Genomic DNA, 17,053 nt, shown 5'->3' on the forward strand with positions numbered 1-17,053 from the left:
GCGCCGCGTGTCACAGCGCATGCAGCGGTTTGCCTGCGAGCGCGAGAAACGCCTCGCCGAGCGCTTCGCTCTGCGTGGGGTGAGCATGGATGAACGGTGCGATGTCTTCGGGGTGGGCTTCCCATCCGACGGCGAGCTGCCCCTCGGTGATGAGCTCGCCGACGCGATCGCCGAGCAGATGCACACCGAGCACGGGACCGTCGACCGAGCGGACCACCTTGACCAAGCCCGCCGTGCCGATGATCTCGCTCTTGCCGTTGCCGGCGAGATTGAACTCGTATGACCGGATCCCTTCCGCGCCGTGACGCTCGATGGCCTGCGCCTCGGTGAGGCCGACGGAAGCGACCTCGGGGCTGCAGTACGTCACCTTGGGGATCTGCGTCTCGGGCACTGGCAGAGGAGCGAGCCCGCCGATCTGCTCGGCGACGAAGACGCCCTGCTGGAACCCGCGGTGAGCGAGCTGCAGACCGGGCACGATGTCACCGACCGCCCAGACGTGAGGGGCATCAGTGCGCAGCCGGTCGTCGACGCGGACGAACCCGCGCTCGAGCACCACGCCCGCCTCTTCGTAGCCGAGCCCGGCGGTCACCGGTCCCCGGCCGACGGCCACGAGCAGATAGTCGGCCTCGAAGCTCTTGCCGTCTTCGAGGGTCACCGTCACGGACGTGTCGTCCTGTGTGGCGGCGGTGAAACGCACGCCCAGCGAGAATTCGATCCCCCGCTTGCGGAAGGCGCGTTCGAGCCCCTTGCTGAGCGCGAGATCCTCGTTGGGGACGAGATGCTCGAGCGCCTCGACGATCGTGACCTCGGCGCCGAACGAGCGCCAGACACTGGCGAACTCGACGCCGATCACGCCGCCACCGAGCACGACGACCCGTGACGGCACCTCGTCCAGGCCCAAGGCCTGTTCGCTCGTGATGATCCGGCCGCCGATCTCGAGCCCCGGCAGGGTGCGGCTGTACGACCCCGTCGCCAGGATGACGTCGGCGCCGCGCAGCACGTCGTCGCCCACGTGGACTCCGTGGTCGGGCAGGAGCCGGCCTTCTCCCTCGACGACGGTGATCCCGCGCGCCTTGATCAGGCCCTGCAGACCCTTGTGCTTCTTCGCGACGATGCCCTCGCGGTACGCGCGCAGGGCGTCGGGATCGACACCGTCGAGCTGCGCACGAATGCCGAAGGAGGAGGCATCCCGCGCTGCATCCGCGACTTCGGCCGCGTGCAGCAGCGCCTTGGTGGGGATGCACCCCCGGTGCAGGCAGGTGCCGCCCAGCTTGTCCTTCTCGATGAGGGCGACGCTCTTACCGAGCTCTGCGGCGCGCAGGGCGGCGGCGTAACCGCCGCTGCCGCCGCCGAGTACGACGACGTCGAAGCTCTGCTCACTCATGCCCGCACCCCTTCGATGAACGACAGCAGCGCCCGGACGGTGGCACCGGTCGGCCCCTTGTCGCTGAAGCCGAAGGCCGATCCGCCGTTCTCGCCCGACCCGGCGATGTCGAGGTGCACCCAGGGGATGCGTGGGGCGTCCTCCTCACCGGAGACGCGCCCGACGAACCGCTGCAGGAACAGGCCGGCGAACAGCGAACCGCCCGAGCGGTCGCCGATCTTGGCGTTCTGCAGATCCGCGATGGGGGAGTCGAGCTCCTTTTCCATGTGCGCCGGCAGAGGCAGGTGCCAGGCCAGCTCGTCGACCTGTTCGCACGCGGCCAGGTAGGCGGCCACCGCATCGTCCGCGCCCATCACGCCGGTGTGGCGCGTGCCCAGTGCCACGAGGATGGCGCCGGTCAGGGTCGCGACGTCGACGATGACGTCGGGGTGCTCACGGCTGGCGGCGGCCAATCCGTCGGCGAGCACCAGCCGGCCCTCCGCATCGGTGTTGAGCACCTCCACGCTCGTCCCGTCGCTGATGCGCAGCACGTCGCCGGGACGGATCGCTGCGCCCGACGGCATGTTGTCGGCGATGCACATCCAGGCGGTGACCCGGACGGGCAGTGCGAGAACGGCGGCGGCGCGGACGACGGCGAGCACGGTGGCGGCCCCGGTCATGTCGAACTTCATACCGACCATTGATGCCGGCGGCTTCAGAGACAGACCGCCGGTGTCGAAGGTGATGCCCTTGCCGACGAGGGCGACGTGGCCGCGCGCATCGGCGGGCGCGTAATCCAGTCTGACCAGGCGGGGCGGACGCACCGACCCCTGCCCGACGCCGAGGATTCCGCCGAACCCGCCCGCGGCGAGCTCCGCCTCGTCGTAGACGTGGACATCGACGGGCAGCTCGGCGGTGGCGTCGACCGCGCGGTCGACGAGATCCTGCGGCCCCAGCCATTGCGCCGGAGTGGTCGCCAGGTCTTTGACGAGGGCGACTGCCGCGGCCGCGGCATCCACCCGCTTCACATCGTCATCGGTCAGAGCATCGCCGTACACCGTGACGGCGGATGCAGGACGCCTGCGATCCGTGCCGGACTTGTAGTCCTCGAACCAATAGCCGCCCAGCGCGGCGCCCTCCAACGCAGCCCGCTGTGTGTCGGCGTCGGCTCCGGGCACATCCACCGCAGCGGTGGCGAATCCGGTGAGCGTGCGGATCGCGGCGCCCACGGCGTCTCGAACCGCTGCCGGCGTCGGTGCGGCGCCGGTCCCGACGACGGCCAGGCGCGTGTCACCCGGGGAGGGGACGCGGGCCACCTCACCGACCGACCCGGCGAAGCCGACGGAGGTCAGCGCCTCCGCGAGGCCGGGCCGATCAGACAGGTCCGGTGGCGTCGGGCCGTCGAGGGGAGCAAGAGCGAGGATCAGGAGTTCGACATCGGACTCGGCCGGAGGCGTCGTGCGCGCGGCCAGCTTCGGAAACGGCATGTGGTCCATCCTACGAGCGGGCCTGTTCGCTGTAAGCGGGATGCGTCCCGCGCGTCGGAGGAGGCTCTTAGAGTGGGACCATGCCCTCACCGCTGTTCGAGCGTGCGGCCGCCGCCCCGCCGGTGCCGCAGGGACTTCCCCTCGTCATTGCTCTGACCGGCTTCACCGATGCCGGCGCCGCCGTCGCGCAGCTCATCACGCACATGCGCGACGAGCTCGATCCGCTGCCGCTCGTCGTCTTCGACAACGACGTGCTGCTCGACTACCGTGCGCGGCGCCCGATCGTCACGTTCGACGGCGAGCGGATCACCGGGTATCGTCCCGCACGACTGGAGCTCTCTCTGGTGCGTGACGCCGTCGGTCAGCCGTTCCTGCTCCTGGCCGGCTACGAGCCCGACTTCGTCTGGGAGGAGTTCGCTCGCACCGTGGTGACGTTCGCCGCGGAATACGAGGTGGCGTCGGTGACCTGGGTGCAGGCGATCCCCATGCCCGTACCGCACACCCGCCCGATCGGCACGACGGTGAGCGGCACCCGCTCCACACTGACGGCCGCGCACTCGGTGTGGCGCCCGCACACGCAGGTGCCGGGCACGATCGGTCACCTCTTGGAGTACCGGTTCGCCGAAGCCGACCTCCCGGTAGCGGGGTTCGTGCTGCTCGTGCCGCACTACCTGGGCGACACCGAGTACCCGGCGGCGACGCTCGCAGCGCTCGACAGCATCAGCGCGGCCACCGGTCTGGTCTTCGACGGCGACGATCTGCGGTCTCAGAACCGTGAGTACCTGCAGCGGGTGTCGGAGCAGATCGATGACAACGATGAGCTGGGCCGCATGCTGAAGAACCTCGAAGAGCGCTACGACGCGTACATGGCGGGATCCACGATGGCGGCCCCGATGGTGCACACCGGCGACCTGCCCAGCGCCGACGAACTCGCCGCCGAGCTCGAACGGTTCCTCGCGACGCGCCCCGGCGACGAAGACAAGCGCGGTGGCGCGCGCGCCTGACGGAATACTCCGCGGCCACGGGGCGTTTTCCCCTTTGTCCGATAATCACCGCCCGTCCGGCGTCAGGCGCAGGATGTGCGACAATGGAACACCGACCCATTGCCAATCGTCGACGACCTCGTGTCGCGCCGCGACTTGACAAGGGTCTTACTAGTGTCCGAAACGACCGAGGCACGTCTGTGACGACAGACGCCCCGGTGAAAGGCGAGACGTGACCGCAGGCACGAAGACCACCACCCGCTCCACAGCGAAGGACGCCGCCGTCGACGAGACCGCCGAGGAGGCGACCTCGACCGCGGACAGCACCGCGAAGAAGGCACCGGCCAAGAAGGCCCCCGCCAAGAAGACTCCGGCCAAGAAGGCCCCGGCCAAGACCGCTGCCGCCGCGAAGCCGGCCGCCGCGAAGACCGCGACCAAGAAGAAGGCCGTGTCCAAGGGCAAGAAGGCCGACGACGTCTTCGAGGACGAGGATGTCGCCGCCGACGAGGACGGCGCCGAAGAGACGACCGCCAAGAAGCCGGAGTTCACCGAGCCGCTTCCGTCGGGGGCCATCGTCATCTCGTCGAAGGACGAAGAGGACGTCCCCGTCTACTCGACGCAGATCACGGGCGCGACCGCCGACCCGGTCAAGGACTATCTGAAGCAGATCGGCAAGGTGCCGCTGCTGAACGCGGCCGAAGAGGTCGAGCTGGCGATGCGCATCGAAGCCGGGCTGTTCGCCGAAGAGAAGCTGTCGCACATGTCGGCGGCCGAGAAGTCGTCGCAGGTGGGGCTCGACCTGCAGTGGGTCGCTCGCGACGGCCAGCGCGCGAAGAGTCACCTGCTCGGTGCGAACCTCCGCCTCGTGGTGTCGCTCGCCAAGCGCTACACCGGGCGCGGCATGCAGTTTCTGGACCTCATCCAGGAGGGCAACCTGGGCCTGATCCGCGCTGTCGAGAAGTTCGACTACACGAAGGGCTTCAAGTTCTCCACGTACGCGACCTGGTGGATCCGCCAGGCGATCACGCGTGCGATGGCAGACCAGGCGCGCACCATCCGCATCCCCGTGCACATGGTCGAGGTCATCAACAAGCTCGCCCGCGTGCAGCGCCAGATGCTGCAGGACCTGGGCCGCGAGCCCACGCCCGAAGAGCTCTCGCGCGAGCTCGACATGACGCCCGAGAAGGTCGTCGAGGTGCAGAAGTACGGCCGCGAGCCGATCTCGCTGCACACGCCCCTCGGCGAGGACGGCGACAGTGAGTTCGGCGACCTCATCGAAGACACCGAGGCGGTCGTCCCGGCCGATGCGGTGGGCTTCACTATGCTGCAGCGACAGCTCGAGTCGCTCCTGGACTCGCTGAGCGAGCGCGAAGCGGGCGTGATCCGCATGCGCTTCGGCCTCGGCGACGGCCAGCCGAAGACGCTCGACCAGATCGGCGACACGTTCGGCGTGACCCGCGAGCGGATCCGTCAGATCGAGTCGAAGACGATGGCCAAGCTGCGGCATCCGTCCCGCTCTCAGTCCCTTCGGGACTACCTCGAATGACCGCGGCCGCGAACGAGGGCAAGGCCCTCACTGTCTCCGTCGACGGCGCCGACTACGCCCGCATCCCGATCCGGACCCGGGTGGTGCAGCCCTCCGACGATCTCGACGCGTTCATCCGCGAGTACGCACCCGAACAGGTGCGTGCCGGCGACGTCCTGTTCGTCACCGAGAAGATCGTCGCCATCACGCAGGGTCGCTCGTTCCCGGTGAAGGAGATCACGCCGCGCAAGCTGGCGGTGTTCCTCTCGAGCCACGTCACGAAGACGCCCTGGGGCATCGGCCTGGGCATTCCCGAGACGATGGAGATGGCCCTGCGCGAGTGCGGTACGCCGCGCATCGTCTTCGCAGCGGGCGTGGCCGCCGTGACGAAGGCGTTCGGGCGCAAGGGCGATTTCTATCGCATCGCGGGCGACAAGGCGCGCGCCATCGACGGGCCGACGAAGCACACCATCCCGCCGTACAACGAGGCAGTGGTGCTGGCGCCGGAGCGACCGAACGAGGTTGCCGCGCACCTGAAGTCGGATGTCCTCGGGGGCGTCTGCGACGTGGCGGTGGTCGACATCAACGACCTGGGTGGCAACATCCTCGGTTCGACGCTCGATAAGGCAGGAGAGGAGCGCCTGGTGCGCATCCTCAAAGACAATCCACTGGGCCAGCGTCACGAGTCGACGCCGCTGGGCATCGTCCGCGCTGCCTGAGCTTCACAGCTCGAGGCCGGTCGCCTCGCGGTAGCGGTGCAGGAGCCCTGTGCGCACGCCAGAGACGGTCGGCTTCATCTGGAACACGCTCGAGTTGTGGTTCGCCTCGATGACCGCCGGCCCCTCGGGGGTGACGGCGACGTCCCATCCCATGTAGGGGATCTGCGGCAGCCGGCGTGACAACCGCTCGACCATCGCGACGGCCTCGTCGTACATCGGCACCTGCAGGCCCGCAATCTGCACCCCGGTGACCGGGTGATGCTCGAAGACGTTGCTCTTCTTGTCGACGCCCGGGTAGAGCGCCACGCCGTGCTCGTCGAGCATCGTGAACATGCCGCCGCCGGCGAAATTGTCGATCACGCCGCCGTTGCCGATGCGCAGGACCCCCGCGATGACGTGGAAGGTGCCGTTCTTGTCGAGGAACGTCACGAGCCGGATGGTGTTGACGCTTCCCGGGTAGAGGGCCTCGAGTTCGGGATGCTGCGCCAGCACCTCTTCGAGAAGGGTCTGGTCCTTCGCGATCTGGGCGTCTCTCCAGGCGGGCACGTCGTCGATGTCGGCGGTGTCGACGAGGTCGATCCCTGCGCCTCCGAAGCCCTGCGACGGCTTGGCGATGAACCGGGCATGCCGTGTGAGGAATGCGTCGATCTCGCCGGGATCGGCGGTGCGCAGGTCGAGCCACTCGCGCCGGATCTCATCCGCGAAGTCGCTGTAGAACCGCGGCTTGTCCTCGACGAGTTCACGGGCGTCGGCGCTGTTGAGCAGTTTGGTGATGCGGTACGACTTCGGGTGCGTCATCCAGGTCTTGCGCTCTCGCGCCTTCAGCAGCCGGATATCCCACACGGCGTAATCGCGGAAGCCCATGTCATAGCGGAATGCGCACCACATCATGTCGGCGACGATGACCGGTGCCGGCGCCTTGGAGACGCGCCTGACCTGCTCGGTGAACTCGCTGAGATTCGCGGGGCTCAGATGGCGTGCACGGCCGGCGAGATAGCGCATCCGGACGGCGAGTTGACCCATGCGCTCGAACGTATCACGCGGTCTCCGGCACCCCGTGATCAGGGGCTGCGCAGGCGCCCGCGACTATGCTGGAGCACGATGAAAATCGACCTTGACGCTCGCATGAAGTACCTCCTGCGCCGGGCCCGCCGCTTCTCCCCGTCCCGTGTCACGACGTTCGCGCGTCAGATCTCGAAGGAACAGGGAAAGTGGATGCCGGCGGTCGCCGTCGACATGCTGTGGAGCGCCGCGTTCCACGACACGGCGTTCATCGACTACTACGAGGCGGACTTCGCCGCGCTGTCACGCGCCGAGCGCAAGACCTTCATGACCTCGCTCGTGCAACACCACATCGCCGTGAAGCTGAACGATCCCGAGGCCGCCCAGACCTTCAACGACAAACGCCGCTTCCACCGGCGTTTCGGCGAGTTCACCGGTCGTGAGTGGCTCGACCTGGGGGAGTCGGGACCCGAGTCGCTCCAGGAGTTCGCGCAGCGTCATCCCGTGCTGATCGCCAAGGAGCCCATCAGCCGCGAGGGGCACGGCGTGTTCCGCTATGACGCGGCAGAGGTGACCGATTGGTCGGCCTTCCACGCCGAATTGGTCGCCAAGGGACAGGTCCTCGTCGAAGAGGCCATCGTGCAGCATCCCTACCTCGCCGGCTATTGCGCGGGCACGGTGAACACGACCCGGTTGGTGTCGTACTTCGACGGCACGAGCGTGCACATCGTCTCGCGGGTGCAGAAGTTCGGGCGCGGGGCGGTCAGCGACCAGTTCACCTGGGGCGGGTTCTTCACCATGCTCGACCGCCACGGAACCTCCGTCGGCCGTGGGCACTCCGGCAAGAACGACACCTTCTATTCGGTGCACCCCGACTCGGGTTTGTCGATCGTCGATTTCCAGGTGCCGATGTGGGACGAGGTCGTGTCTCTCATCGATCGCGCTGCCCGCGTCGTGCCCGAGGTGCCGTACGTGGGATGGGATGTGGCGGTCACGGCCGACGGTCCGGTTCTCATCGAAGGCAACTGGATCCCCGGGCTGTATGAGACCCGCGTGACGGCCACCGGCATCCGTACCGGCTCACGTCCGGAGCACGAAGCCGTGATGACCTGGTAACCATGCCTTCGCCGCGACCCGTCCGGGCGCTCATCTCGCTTGCCGCCCTCGCCCAGAACGCGCGGACGCTCTCCGGCGTCGCGGACGCGCGGCGGGATGCGTACGGCCACGGCCTGGACGTGTGCGGCCCCGTGCTTGCGGAGGCGGGTCTGGGGCTCTGGACCGACGATGCCCGGCCAGCGGGCCCGATCATCGACCCGGCGCTGCTGTGGGGCCTGCCCGGCAGCGGCTGCCGACCTGTGATGTCGCTGGTCGGCAGCGTCTTGAGCGCTAAGGCGCTCAAGACGGGCGAAGGCGTGTCGTACGGCTACACGTTCCGTGCCGACCGCGACACCCGCGTCGCCCTCGTCTCGGGCGGCTATGCCCAGGGTGTCGTGCGCGAGATCGGCAACCGGGCGACGGTGCGCGTCGCGGGCACCGACGCACCGATCGTCGGCCGCGTGGCGATGGACGCGTGCGTCATCGACATCGGGCAGATCGATGTCGGCCGTGGCGACGACGTCGTCTTCTTCGGGGAGCCGGCAGCCGGCGAGCCCGACCTCGGCGTCTGGACGCGCGCGACCGGCCTCGGCGCGGCAGAGATCGTGTGCCTCGCCGGCCTGCGCAGCGCTCGGGAGGTGCGTGCATGAGCGCCTGGCTCGATGTCGACCTGGATGTGTTCGCGGCCAATCTCGCACGCATCAGGGCGACGGTCGCACCGGCTGCGCACATGCTCGTGGTGAAGGACGACGCCTATGGGCACGGACTGGGCCCGATCGTGCGCCGAGCGGCGGCCGAGGGGGTGGACTGGTTCGGGACCTTCGACGTCCCGACGGCGCTGGCCGTCCGTGAAGCCGGCGGAGTGGGATGCCGCATCTTGGCGTGGACCGTCTACGACCACTCCGACATCGATCGGGCGCTGGATGCGCACATCGACCTGGGGGTGGGGGACGTCTTCGTTCTCGACGCGGTCGCGGTGCGCGCGCGTAAGCGCGGGCAGCGTGCCCGCGTGCATCTGAAGATCGACACCGGATTGCACCGCAACGGAATAAGGCCCGAGGACTGGACGGACGCTCTCGCGCGGGTGCAGGCAGCTGCCGCGCACCTCGAGCTGGTCGGCGTCTGGAGCCATATCGCCGAAGCGTCGGACGACGACGACGACGCGGCGCGTACCGTCTTCATCGCCGCGGCCGACGAGGCCCAGGCCGCGATCGGGTCGCGGCCGCTGCGGCATCTCGCCGCGAGCGCGGCGTCGTTCGCACGCGACACGTTCCGCTTCGACCTCGTGCGCATCGGCGCATTCGCCTATGGCATACGTCCAGAGGGCGGGCCCAGCGACGCGGAGCTCGGCATCCGTCCGGTCGCGACGCTGCGCGCTTCGGTGACCGAGGCGCGTGCAGACGGGGTCGTGGTGGATGTGGGCGCGCTGGACGGTCTGGACTCCCGTTTGTCGGGACGACTGCGGGTCGGCACGCCAGCCGGCGAACGCCTGCTGCTGTCGGTGGCTGCGACCACCGCGATCGTCGACGGGTGGGAAGGCGCCCAAGCGGGTGACGATGTGGCGCTGCTCGGGGGAGAGGCGCCGAGCACCGCCACGGACGCAGCCGAACTTCTGGGAACCATCGGTGAGCAGGTCGTCCTGCGGATCTCACCGCACGTGCCGCGGCGATACCGCTGACGCGGTCGGGCGCGGACTGCTTCGGAAATTCAGTCGGCCGCGTTCAGACGAGCCGTCTCGTCGTGCCAGGAGGTCGCGACGCTGCGCAGCTTCTCCTCGTACTTGCGACCGTGGTGCGCACAGAAGAGCAGCTCGCTGCCGTTGACGACGGCAGCGATGTAAGCCTGCGCGCCGCACGCATCACACCGGTCGGCGGCGGTCAGACGGTACTCGGCGAGAGCCTGCTCGTCGGGGGTGGTGAGCGTGTTCATCGTCTGCCTCCTCGTGCGTGTGCGACGGTCCGTTCCTCACATACAACCACGCGCACCCCGGGAGGATGCCCATAAGGTGTGCCGTTTCGCTCAGCGCGTACGCGGCGGCCGCGGGCCGTGTGTCGGCGGTGCCGTCACCTGTGGCGCGGATATCCTTGAGGATTGTGACCGCTGAGTACTCCGCCCATCATCTTCAGGTGCTCGAGGGTCTCGAGGCGGTGCGCAAGCGCCCGGGAATGTACATCGGCTCGACCGACTCGCGTGGCCTCATGCACTGCCTCTGGGAGATCATCGACAACTCCGTCGACGAGGCCCTCGGCGGTTACGGCGCCCGCATCGACATCCTGCTGCGCGACGACGGCAGCGTCGAGGTCCAGGACCGCGCCCGGGGCATCCCGGTCGACATCGAGCCCCGCACGGGCCTGTCGGGCGTCGAAGTGGTCTTCACGAAGCTGCATGCCGGAGGCAAGTTCGGCTCGGGCTCGTACACCGCATCGGGTGGCCTGCACGGTGTCGGTGCGTCGGTGGTCAACGCCCTCTCCGAGCGCCTGGATGTCGAGGTCGACCGCAACGGCAAGACGTGGGCGATGTCGTTCCGGCGTGGCGAACCCGGTGTCTTCGACGGCGACGGGCCCGATGCGCCGTTCACGCCCTTCGCGACCTCGAGTAAGCTGCGCGTGGCGGGCAAGGTGGCCAAGGGCACCACCGGCACGCGCATCCGTTACTGGGCCGATCGCCAGATCTTCACGAAGGACGCGCGTTTCGGACTCACCGAGCTCGAGCAGCGCGTGCGCCAGACCGCGTTCCTCGTTCCCGGACTCGAACTGGTCATCCGCGACGAGCGCGGCGAGGAGACGGTCGAATCCTCTTATCACTACGAGGGCGGGATCTCCGAGTTCGCCGAGTTCCTCGCCACGGATGCGCCGGTCACCGACACCTGGCGCCTCACCGGCGCGGGGACGTTCACCGAGACCGTCCCGGTACTGCAGCCCTCGGGGGCTCTGGTGCCGACCGAGGTCGAGCGCGAATGCCAGGTCGACATCGCCATGCGCTGGGGCACCGGCTACGACGCGGTCGCCCGCTCGTTCGTGAACATCATCGCGACGCCGAAGGGCGGTACGCACCAGCAAGGGTTCGAGCAGGGACTGGTCAAGGCCGTGCGCGCCCAGGTCGACCAGAACGCTCGCAAGCTCAAGGTCGGCAATGACAAGCTGGAGAAGGACGACATCCTTGCCGGTTTGACCGTGGTGCTGACGGTCCGACTGCCCGAGCCGCAGTTCGAGGGCCAGACGAAAGAGGTTCTGGGCACGCCCGCCGTGCGCCAGATCGTGTCCAACGTCGTGAACAAGGAGCTCACGACGCGACTGACCTCCACCAAGCGCGATGACAAGTCGCAGGCATCCCAGCTGCTCGACAAGGTCGTCGCCGAGATGAAGGCGCGCATCTCCGCACGAGCCCACAAAGAGACGCAGCGTCGCAAGAACGCCCTCGAATCGTCGTCGCTGCCGGTCAAGCTCGTCGACTGCCGTTCGAACGACGTCACCGAGTCGGAACTCTTCATCGTCGAGGGCGATTCGGCGCTCGGCACCGCCAAGCTCGCCCGCGACAGCGAGCATCAGGCGCTGCTGCCGATCCGCGGCAAGATCCTGAACGTGCAGAAGGCCTCGATCAGCGACATGCTGTCCAACGCCGAGTGCGCGGCGATCATCACCTCGGTCGGCGCGGGCTCGGGCCGCTCGTTCGATCTGAGCGCCGCGCGCTACGGCAAGGTCATCATGATGAGCGACGCCGACGTCGACGGCGCGCACATCCGCACGCTGCTGCTGACCCTGTTCTTCCGCTACATGCGGCCCCTCATCGAGGACGGCCGCGTGTTCGCGGCGGTGCCGCCGCTGCACCGGGTCGTCGTGATCAACCCGGGGTCGAAGCCGAACGAGACGATCTACACGTACTCCGAGCAGGAGCTGCACGCGCTGCTGGCCAAGCTGACCAAGTCGGGCAAGCGCTGGCAGGAGCCTGTGCAGCGCTACAAGGGCCTCGGTGAGATGGATGCCGACCAGCTGGCCACCACGACGATGGATCGATCGGCGCGCACTCTGCGCCGCGTTCAGGTGGAGGATGCCGAGGCCGCCGCCCGCGTGTTCGAGATGCTCATGGGCAGTGACGTGGCACCGCGGCGCGACTTCATCGTGACCTCGAGCGACGCACTCTCACGCGAACGTATCGACGCCTGAGCGCCGCCGCGCGTCAGCGGACGGTCGTGCCGATCGCGCCGATGACCGCGTCGAGGGGTGTGCCCGAGGCATCCCGCCTCGCCGGCTCAGCCGGCAGCTGACGGACCGCCCCGTCGGTGCCGACCGCGTGCGGGGCCGCGCCCACCCAGGCGAGGGTGATGGCGTCCTCGCCCTTCAAGAAGCGCTGAGCGCGCACGCCGCCCGTACCGCGTCCCTTGGCGGGGAACTGGTCGAACGTCGAGACCTTGGCCGTTCCGGCATCGGCACCGGCAAGCACCTGTGTGGAGCCGGCAACGGTGACCACGACGGTGGCCTCTTCTCCCGCGGGCACCACGTCGAACGAGACGACGTTCTCGCCGGAAGTCACCCGGACACCGGCCATGCCGCCCGCCGATCGTCCCTGCGGACGGACCGCAGAAGCGGGGAAGCGCAGCAGCTGGGCGTCGGAGGTGACGAACACCAGCTCTGCGTCGTCGGGCGCTGGGGCGGCGCCGACGACGGCGTCACCGGGCTTGAGGGAGATGATCTCGGTCTCGGGCTTGCCGGCGAGCTCGGTCGCGGCGACACGTTTGACGATGCCCTGGGTCGTCCCCAGAGCGATCGCCGGTTCGGTCACGAGTGGCACGATCGCGACCACGTGCTCGCCCTTGGCCAGCGCCAGGTATTGGTCGACGCGGGTTCCGGCGCCGAGCTGCACCGAATTTCCAGGGACCGACGGCAGATCGACGGGCGTGAAGCGCACGAGACGTCCGGCGGTGGTGACCGCTCCCAGCTCACCGCGTGAGGTGGTGTCGACGCTCGAGCGGATGGCGTCGTGCTTGGACCGGCGGGACGGAGTGCGGATGCCGCCGTCCTCGGCGTCGGCGACGAGATCGGCGCGCACCATGCGACCGGTCGCCGAGAGGAAGACGCGGCACGGGATGTCGGCGATCTCCAGCGACGGCGCACGACGGCTGCTGCGGGGCTGGATGGGGCCGCCGTCGAGGAGCAGGGTGCGCCGCGGCGTGCCGTAGGCGTCGGCCGCGGCATCCAGCTCCCGGGCGACCTGCTGCCGCAGCAGCACCTCCGAGCCGAGCAGTTCGACCAGCTGGGCAATCTCGGCCTGCAGCTGGTCGCGCTCGGCCTCGAGCTCGATGCGCGAGAATTTGGTCAGACGCCGCAGCCGCAGCTCGAGGATGTACTCGGCCTGCTGCTCGGAGAGGTCGAAGACGCTGCGCAGGCGTGTGCGCGCCTGTTCGCTGTCGTCGGACGAGCGGATCACCTGGATGACCTCGTCGATGTCGAGGATCGCGATGAGCAGTCCCTCGACGAGGTGCAGGCGCTCGCGCTTGCGTGCCAGACGGTACTCGCTGCGCCGGGTCACCACGCGGATGCGATGGTCGAGGTAGACCTGGAGCAGTTCGCGCAGCCCCAGTGTCTGCGGCTGGCCCTCGACGAGCGCGACGTTGTTGATGGAGAAGGAGTCCTCGAGCGGCGTCAGCCGGTACAGGTGCTCGAGAACGGCCTTGGGATCGAACCCGGTCTTGATCGAGATGACCAGGCGCAGACCGTTCTTGCGGTCGGTGAGGTCGGCGACATCCGAGATGCCGGTGAGCTTCTTGGCCTGCACCGCGTCTTTGATCTTCTCGATGACCCGCTCCGGGCCGACGAGGTAGGGCAGCTCGGTGACGACGATTCCGGTCTTGCGCGGGCCGAGCTGCTCGATCGACACCTTCGCCCGCGTGCGGAACGCCCCGCGCCCGGTGCGGTACGCGTCCTTGATGCCGTCGACACCGGTGATGATGCCGCCGCCGGGCAGATCGGGACCCGGGACGAACTCCATGAGCTCGTCCACGGTGGCGTCGGGGTGCTCGAGGAGGTGGGTGGCGGCCGAGGCGACCTCGATGAGGTTGTGCGGCGCCATGTTCGTGGCCATGCCGACGGCGATGCCCGAGGCCCCGTTGACGAGCAGGTTGGGGAAGGCGGCCGGCAGCACCTCGGGCTGCTGGAACTGGCCGTCGTAGTTCGGGATGAAGTCCACGACGTCTTCGTCGAGGCTCTCGGTCATCGCCAGAGCGGGTGGTGCCAGGCGTGCTTCGGTGTACCGTGCGGCGGCGGGCCCGTCATCGAGCGAGCCGAAGTTGCCGTGTCCGTCGACGAGGGGGACGCGCAGGGTGAACGGCTGTGCGAGGCGCACGAGGGCGTCGTAGATGGCCGAGTCCCCGTGCGGGTGCAGCTTGCCCATGACCTCGCCGACGACGCGCGCGCTCTTGACGTGGCCCTTGTCAGGCCGCAGGCCCATCTCGGCCATCTGGAACAGGATGCGGCGCTGCACGGGTTTGAGCCCGTCGCGTGCGTCGGGCAGGGCCCGCGAATAGATGACCGAGTACGCGTACTCGAGGTACGACCCCTGCATCTCGGCCGAGACGTCGACGTCCTCGATGCGCTCGCTGCTCGGGCTCGACGGCGTGGGGGTCTTGGCAGGCATACGGCTCCGGTTCGGGTTGCGGGCGGGGCCCACGGCGTGTGCCAGACTGACCCCGATGACATTCAGCCTACCGGCGGCGACGCCCGTCGCCCGGAGCATCACCGGCGTTGTGCCGCAGCTCGTCGCGGCGCTCTCGGGCACCTCCGCGTGGTTCGCGCCCGCCCGCAGCGCCATCGTCTTCACGGTCGACGGGCTCGGAGCGCACAACCTCAGCGCGCGCCGAGGACATGCGCGTTTTCTGGCCGCGAACCGTTCCAAGAAGGACGTCGCCCGCACCGTGTTCCCGTCGACGACGGCCACCGCGCTGACGAGCCTGCTCACCGGAGCGGATGCGGGCGAGCACGGTGTGGTCGGCTACCGTGCGCGGGTTCCGGGGACGGATGTCATCGCCAACCAGCTCAAGGGCTGGGACGAGCACACCATCGATCCCGCGACCTGGCAGCGCGCAGAGCCTCTCTTCGCGCGCGAAGCAGCGCGGGGAAGGCCGTGCTTCGTCGTCACGATGCCCGCTTTCGCGTCGTCGGGGTTCACCCGGGCGACCACCCGCGGCGCGCAGATGCTCACGGCCCAGACGACAGGTGAGCGCGCGCTGTTGGCGGCGGAGCTCGCCGCGCGGCATCCCGGCGCTCTCATCTACGTGTACACGCCCGATCTCGACCGGGTCGGGCACAAGCACGGTGTGGAATCCGAGCAGTGGTCCGCCGCGCTCGAAGAGGTCGACGGCGCCGTCCGCAGCCTGGCCGAAGCGCTGCCGGCCGACGTGGGAGCGGTGGTGACCGCCGACCACGGCATGGTCGATGTGCCGCGTCACCGGCAGGTGCTGCTGACCGAGGGCGACACACTCCTTGACGGCGTGCACCTGATCGGTGGCGAGCCGCGCATGCTGCATCTGTACGCTCTCGACGGCGAGGCGGACGGCGTGCGAGCACGATGGGCGGAGGCCGAGGGTGGGCGGTCCTGGGTCATGTCGCGTGACGAGGCGATCGGTGCGGGCCTGTTCGGACGGGTGGATGCCGCGGTCCGTGGCCGCATCGGAGACGTTCTGGTGGCAGCGCGCGCGGGCATCGTGTACTACGACGACCGGCTCGTCGACAAGGCCGCGCAGAAGATGGTGGGCCAGCACGGCTCGCTCAGCCCTGAGGAGACGACCGTTCCGCTGATCCGCCTGGGCGCGTTCGCCTGACTGTCAGTTGTCGTCGGTGCGGGCACCGAACACTATCTCGTCCCAGGACGGCATCGCCGGGCGGCCCTTGCGACGTGCCTCCCCTGCCGGGGACGACGGGCGCTGGTCGTCGTCGTCCGCCGGCGACGGCTCGTCGGCCCTCTTGTAACCGGGCTCGAGCGCGTCGAAGAGCGCCATGGGATGTGGCGGCTCGACGGCCGGGGAGTCCTCCGGCGCCTCCGGTGCGGGAGCGCGCTGACCGCGGCGTCGGCGCAGCGCCTCAAGCAGGTCCGCGGTCTCGCTGGAGGGCTGGGACTGCTCGGGCGCGCGCTTGATCGCGGCGTATTGCACGGCCGCCGGTGCGGCGTCCTGCGCGGGGGCAGCCTGTGCCGCGGCCTCTTCGGCCTCTGCACGCATGCGTCGCGGACCGAACTGCTCGAGGTCGAACCGCGAGTCGTCCTTGGGCGTGGGTGTGTCGAGGGCACGGAGGCGGGGGATCAGCCCTTCGGGCAGCGAGCCCTGTCGCGACAGTTGCGTCGCGTCGGCATTCAGTGGTGAGAGCGTGCCACGCCGCGGTTCGAAGCTCCACCGCGCGTCGTGGTCCACTTCGGCGGACGTGAACTCGAGCTTGACGATCCAGGAGCGGTCGTCTTTCCAACTGCTCCAGCGCTCACCGGTGGCGTGGGCCTCGCCGAGCTTGGCTCGAACGGCGCCGCCGAACGTCTGCGAGGCCTCGTCGATGTCGCCCGCCACGAGCACCGGGACCGCCAGCGCCTGGTCGACGATGTGCTCGCGCTCGGCCAGCACGGGGCCCTCGTAGCGCGCAACGTCCTCCACGGTGACGCCCAGTGCTTCGGCGACCTCCGTCGCCGTCATCCCGGCGCGGATGCGTGACTGCACGTCGCGCGGGTTCAGTCGCGGCCCGCGCGGCTCGGCATCGGTCTGACGGTGTGAACGCTTCAACTCGCTGCGCAGCACATCGTCGACCGGAAGAGTGAAGCGGGCGCCGGATTCGGTCGCCAAGACGAGAGTGTCGTCTTCGGAGCCGATGACCCTGAGCTGTTCCATGCGAACACGCCTTTCCTTC

General features: G+C 69.0%; 14 protein-coding genes. 8 read left to right on the forward strand and 6 right to left on the reverse strand.

All coding sequences use genetic code 11. From position 1 onward, the window contains the following. Positions 1 to 10: 10 nt before the first annotated feature. Together lpdA and PU630_RS07820 are read right to left on the reverse strand one after the other, a co-directional pair. Positions 11 to 1,384, reverse strand: a complete 1,374-nt coding sequence (lpdA, locus tag PU630_RS07815; protein WP_275279800.1) for a dihydrolipoyl dehydrogenase — start codon at positions 1,382 to 1,384, stop codon at positions 11 to 13. Further along, a complete protein-coding gene (locus PU630_RS07820; protein WP_275279801.1) occupies positions 1,381 to 2,850 on the reverse strand; it encodes a leucyl aminopeptidase in 1,470 nt (489 codons plus the stop codon). The genes lpdA and PU630_RS07820 overlap by 4 nt, the downstream gene beginning before the upstream one ends. 80 nt (positions 2,851 to 2,930) lie before the next feature. Here PU630_RS07820 and PU630_RS07825 point away from each other — a divergent pair, with 80 nt between their 5' ends. The 3 genes from PU630_RS07825 to PU630_RS07835 all read left to right on the forward strand — a co-directional run bounded on the left by PU630_RS07825 (position 2,931) and on the right by PU630_RS07835 (position 6,077). After that, positions 2,931 to 3,854: a proteasome assembly chaperone family protein gene (locus PU630_RS07825; RefSeq protein WP_275279803.1), complete on the forward strand. Its 924-nt coding sequence runs from the start codon at positions 2,931 to 2,933 to the stop codon at positions 3,852 to 3,854. Between the two features lie 211 nt (positions 3,855 to 4,065). Then, positions 4,066 to 5,379, forward strand: a complete 1,314-nt coding sequence (locus tag PU630_RS07830) for an RNA polymerase sigma factor (protein ID WP_275279804.1) — start codon at positions 4,066 to 4,068, stop codon at positions 5,377 to 5,379. Further along, positions 5,376 to 6,077, forward strand: coding sequence for a coenzyme F420-0:L-glutamate ligase (locus tag PU630_RS07835; protein ID WP_275279805.1), 702 nt, complete (start codon positions 5,376 to 5,378; stop codon positions 6,075 to 6,077). The genes PU630_RS07830 and PU630_RS07835 overlap by 4 nt, the downstream gene beginning before the upstream one ends. A gap of 3 nt (positions 6,078 to 6,080) precedes the next feature. On the opposite strand, the gene PU630_RS07840 is transcribed toward PU630_RS07835, so the two are convergent. Continuing rightward, positions 6,081 to 7,100: a sugar-transfer associated ATP-grasp domain-containing protein gene (locus PU630_RS07840; protein WP_275279807.1), complete on the reverse strand. Its 1,020-nt coding sequence runs from the start codon at positions 7,098 to 7,100 to the stop codon at positions 6,081 to 6,083. Between the two features lie 78 nt (positions 7,101 to 7,178). On the opposite strand from PU630_RS07840, the gene PU630_RS07845 reads away from it, so the two are divergent. The 3 genes from PU630_RS07845 to PU630_RS07855 are packed head-to-tail and all read left to right on the forward strand — an operon-like array spanning position 7,179 to position 9,852. Then, positions 7,179 to 8,195: a sugar-transfer associated ATP-grasp domain-containing protein gene (locus PU630_RS07845; protein WP_275279808.1), complete on the forward strand. Its 1,017-nt coding sequence runs from the start codon at positions 7,179 to 7,181 to the stop codon at positions 8,193 to 8,195. Between the two features lie 2 nt (positions 8,196 to 8,197). Beyond that, positions 8,198 to 8,824 carry an alanine racemase C-terminal domain-containing protein gene (locus PU630_RS07850; RefSeq protein WP_275279809.1) on the forward strand — a complete coding sequence of 209 codons (627 nt, stop codon included), beginning with the start codon at positions 8,198 to 8,200 and terminating at the stop codon, positions 8,822 to 8,824. Continuing rightward, positions 8,821 to 9,852, forward strand: coding sequence for an alanine racemase (locus PU630_RS07855; protein ID WP_275279810.1), 1,032 nt, complete (start codon positions 8,821 to 8,823; stop codon positions 9,850 to 9,852). The genes PU630_RS07850 and PU630_RS07855 overlap by 4 nt, the downstream gene beginning before the upstream one ends. A gap of 29 nt (positions 9,853 to 9,881) precedes the next feature. On the opposite strand, the gene PU630_RS07860 is transcribed toward PU630_RS07855, so the two are convergent. Then, complete coding sequence (locus PU630_RS07860) at positions 9,882 to 10,103, reverse strand: DUF7455 domain-containing protein (protein WP_275279811.1); 222 nt, start codon at positions 10,101 to 10,103, stop codon at positions 9,882 to 9,884. Between the two features lie 164 nt (positions 10,104 to 10,267). Between PU630_RS07860 and PU630_RS07865 the strand changes: the two genes are divergently transcribed. Next, positions 10,268 to 12,337 carry a DNA gyrase/topoisomerase IV subunit B gene (locus tag PU630_RS07865; RefSeq protein WP_428981990.1) on the forward strand — a complete coding sequence of 690 codons (2,070 nt, stop codon included), beginning with the start codon at positions 10,268 to 10,270 and terminating at the stop codon, positions 12,335 to 12,337. A 13-nt stretch (positions 12,338 to 12,350) separates the two neighbouring features. Here the strand turns inward: PU630_RS07865 and PU630_RS07870 are convergent, their stop codons facing one another. Continuing rightward, positions 12,351 to 14,804 carry a DNA gyrase/topoisomerase IV subunit A gene (locus PU630_RS07870; RefSeq protein ID WP_275279812.1) on the reverse strand — a complete coding sequence of 818 codons (2,454 nt, stop codon included), beginning with the start codon at positions 14,802 to 14,804 and terminating at the stop codon, positions 12,351 to 12,353. Positions 14,805 to 14,859: 55 nt separating this feature from the next. Here PU630_RS07870 and PU630_RS07875 point away from each other — a divergent pair, with 55 nt between their 5' ends. Then, entirely contained in the window at positions 14,860 to 15,987 is a 1,128-nt protein-coding gene (locus PU630_RS07875) for an alkaline phosphatase family protein (RefSeq protein ID WP_275279813.1), read from the forward strand. A gap of 3 nt (positions 15,988 to 15,990) precedes the next feature. Here the strand turns inward: PU630_RS07875 and sepH are convergent, their stop codons facing one another. Beyond that, a complete protein-coding gene (sepH, locus tag PU630_RS07880) occupies positions 15,991 to 17,034 on the reverse strand; it encodes a septation protein SepH (protein ID WP_275279814.1) in 1,044 nt (347 codons plus the stop codon). Positions 17,035 to 17,053: the final 19 nt, after the last annotated feature.

The organism is Microbacterium horticulturae (assembly GCF_029094505.1).
GTDB lineage: Bacteria > Actinomycetota > Actinomycetes > Actinomycetales > Microbacteriaceae > Microbacterium > Microbacterium horticulturae.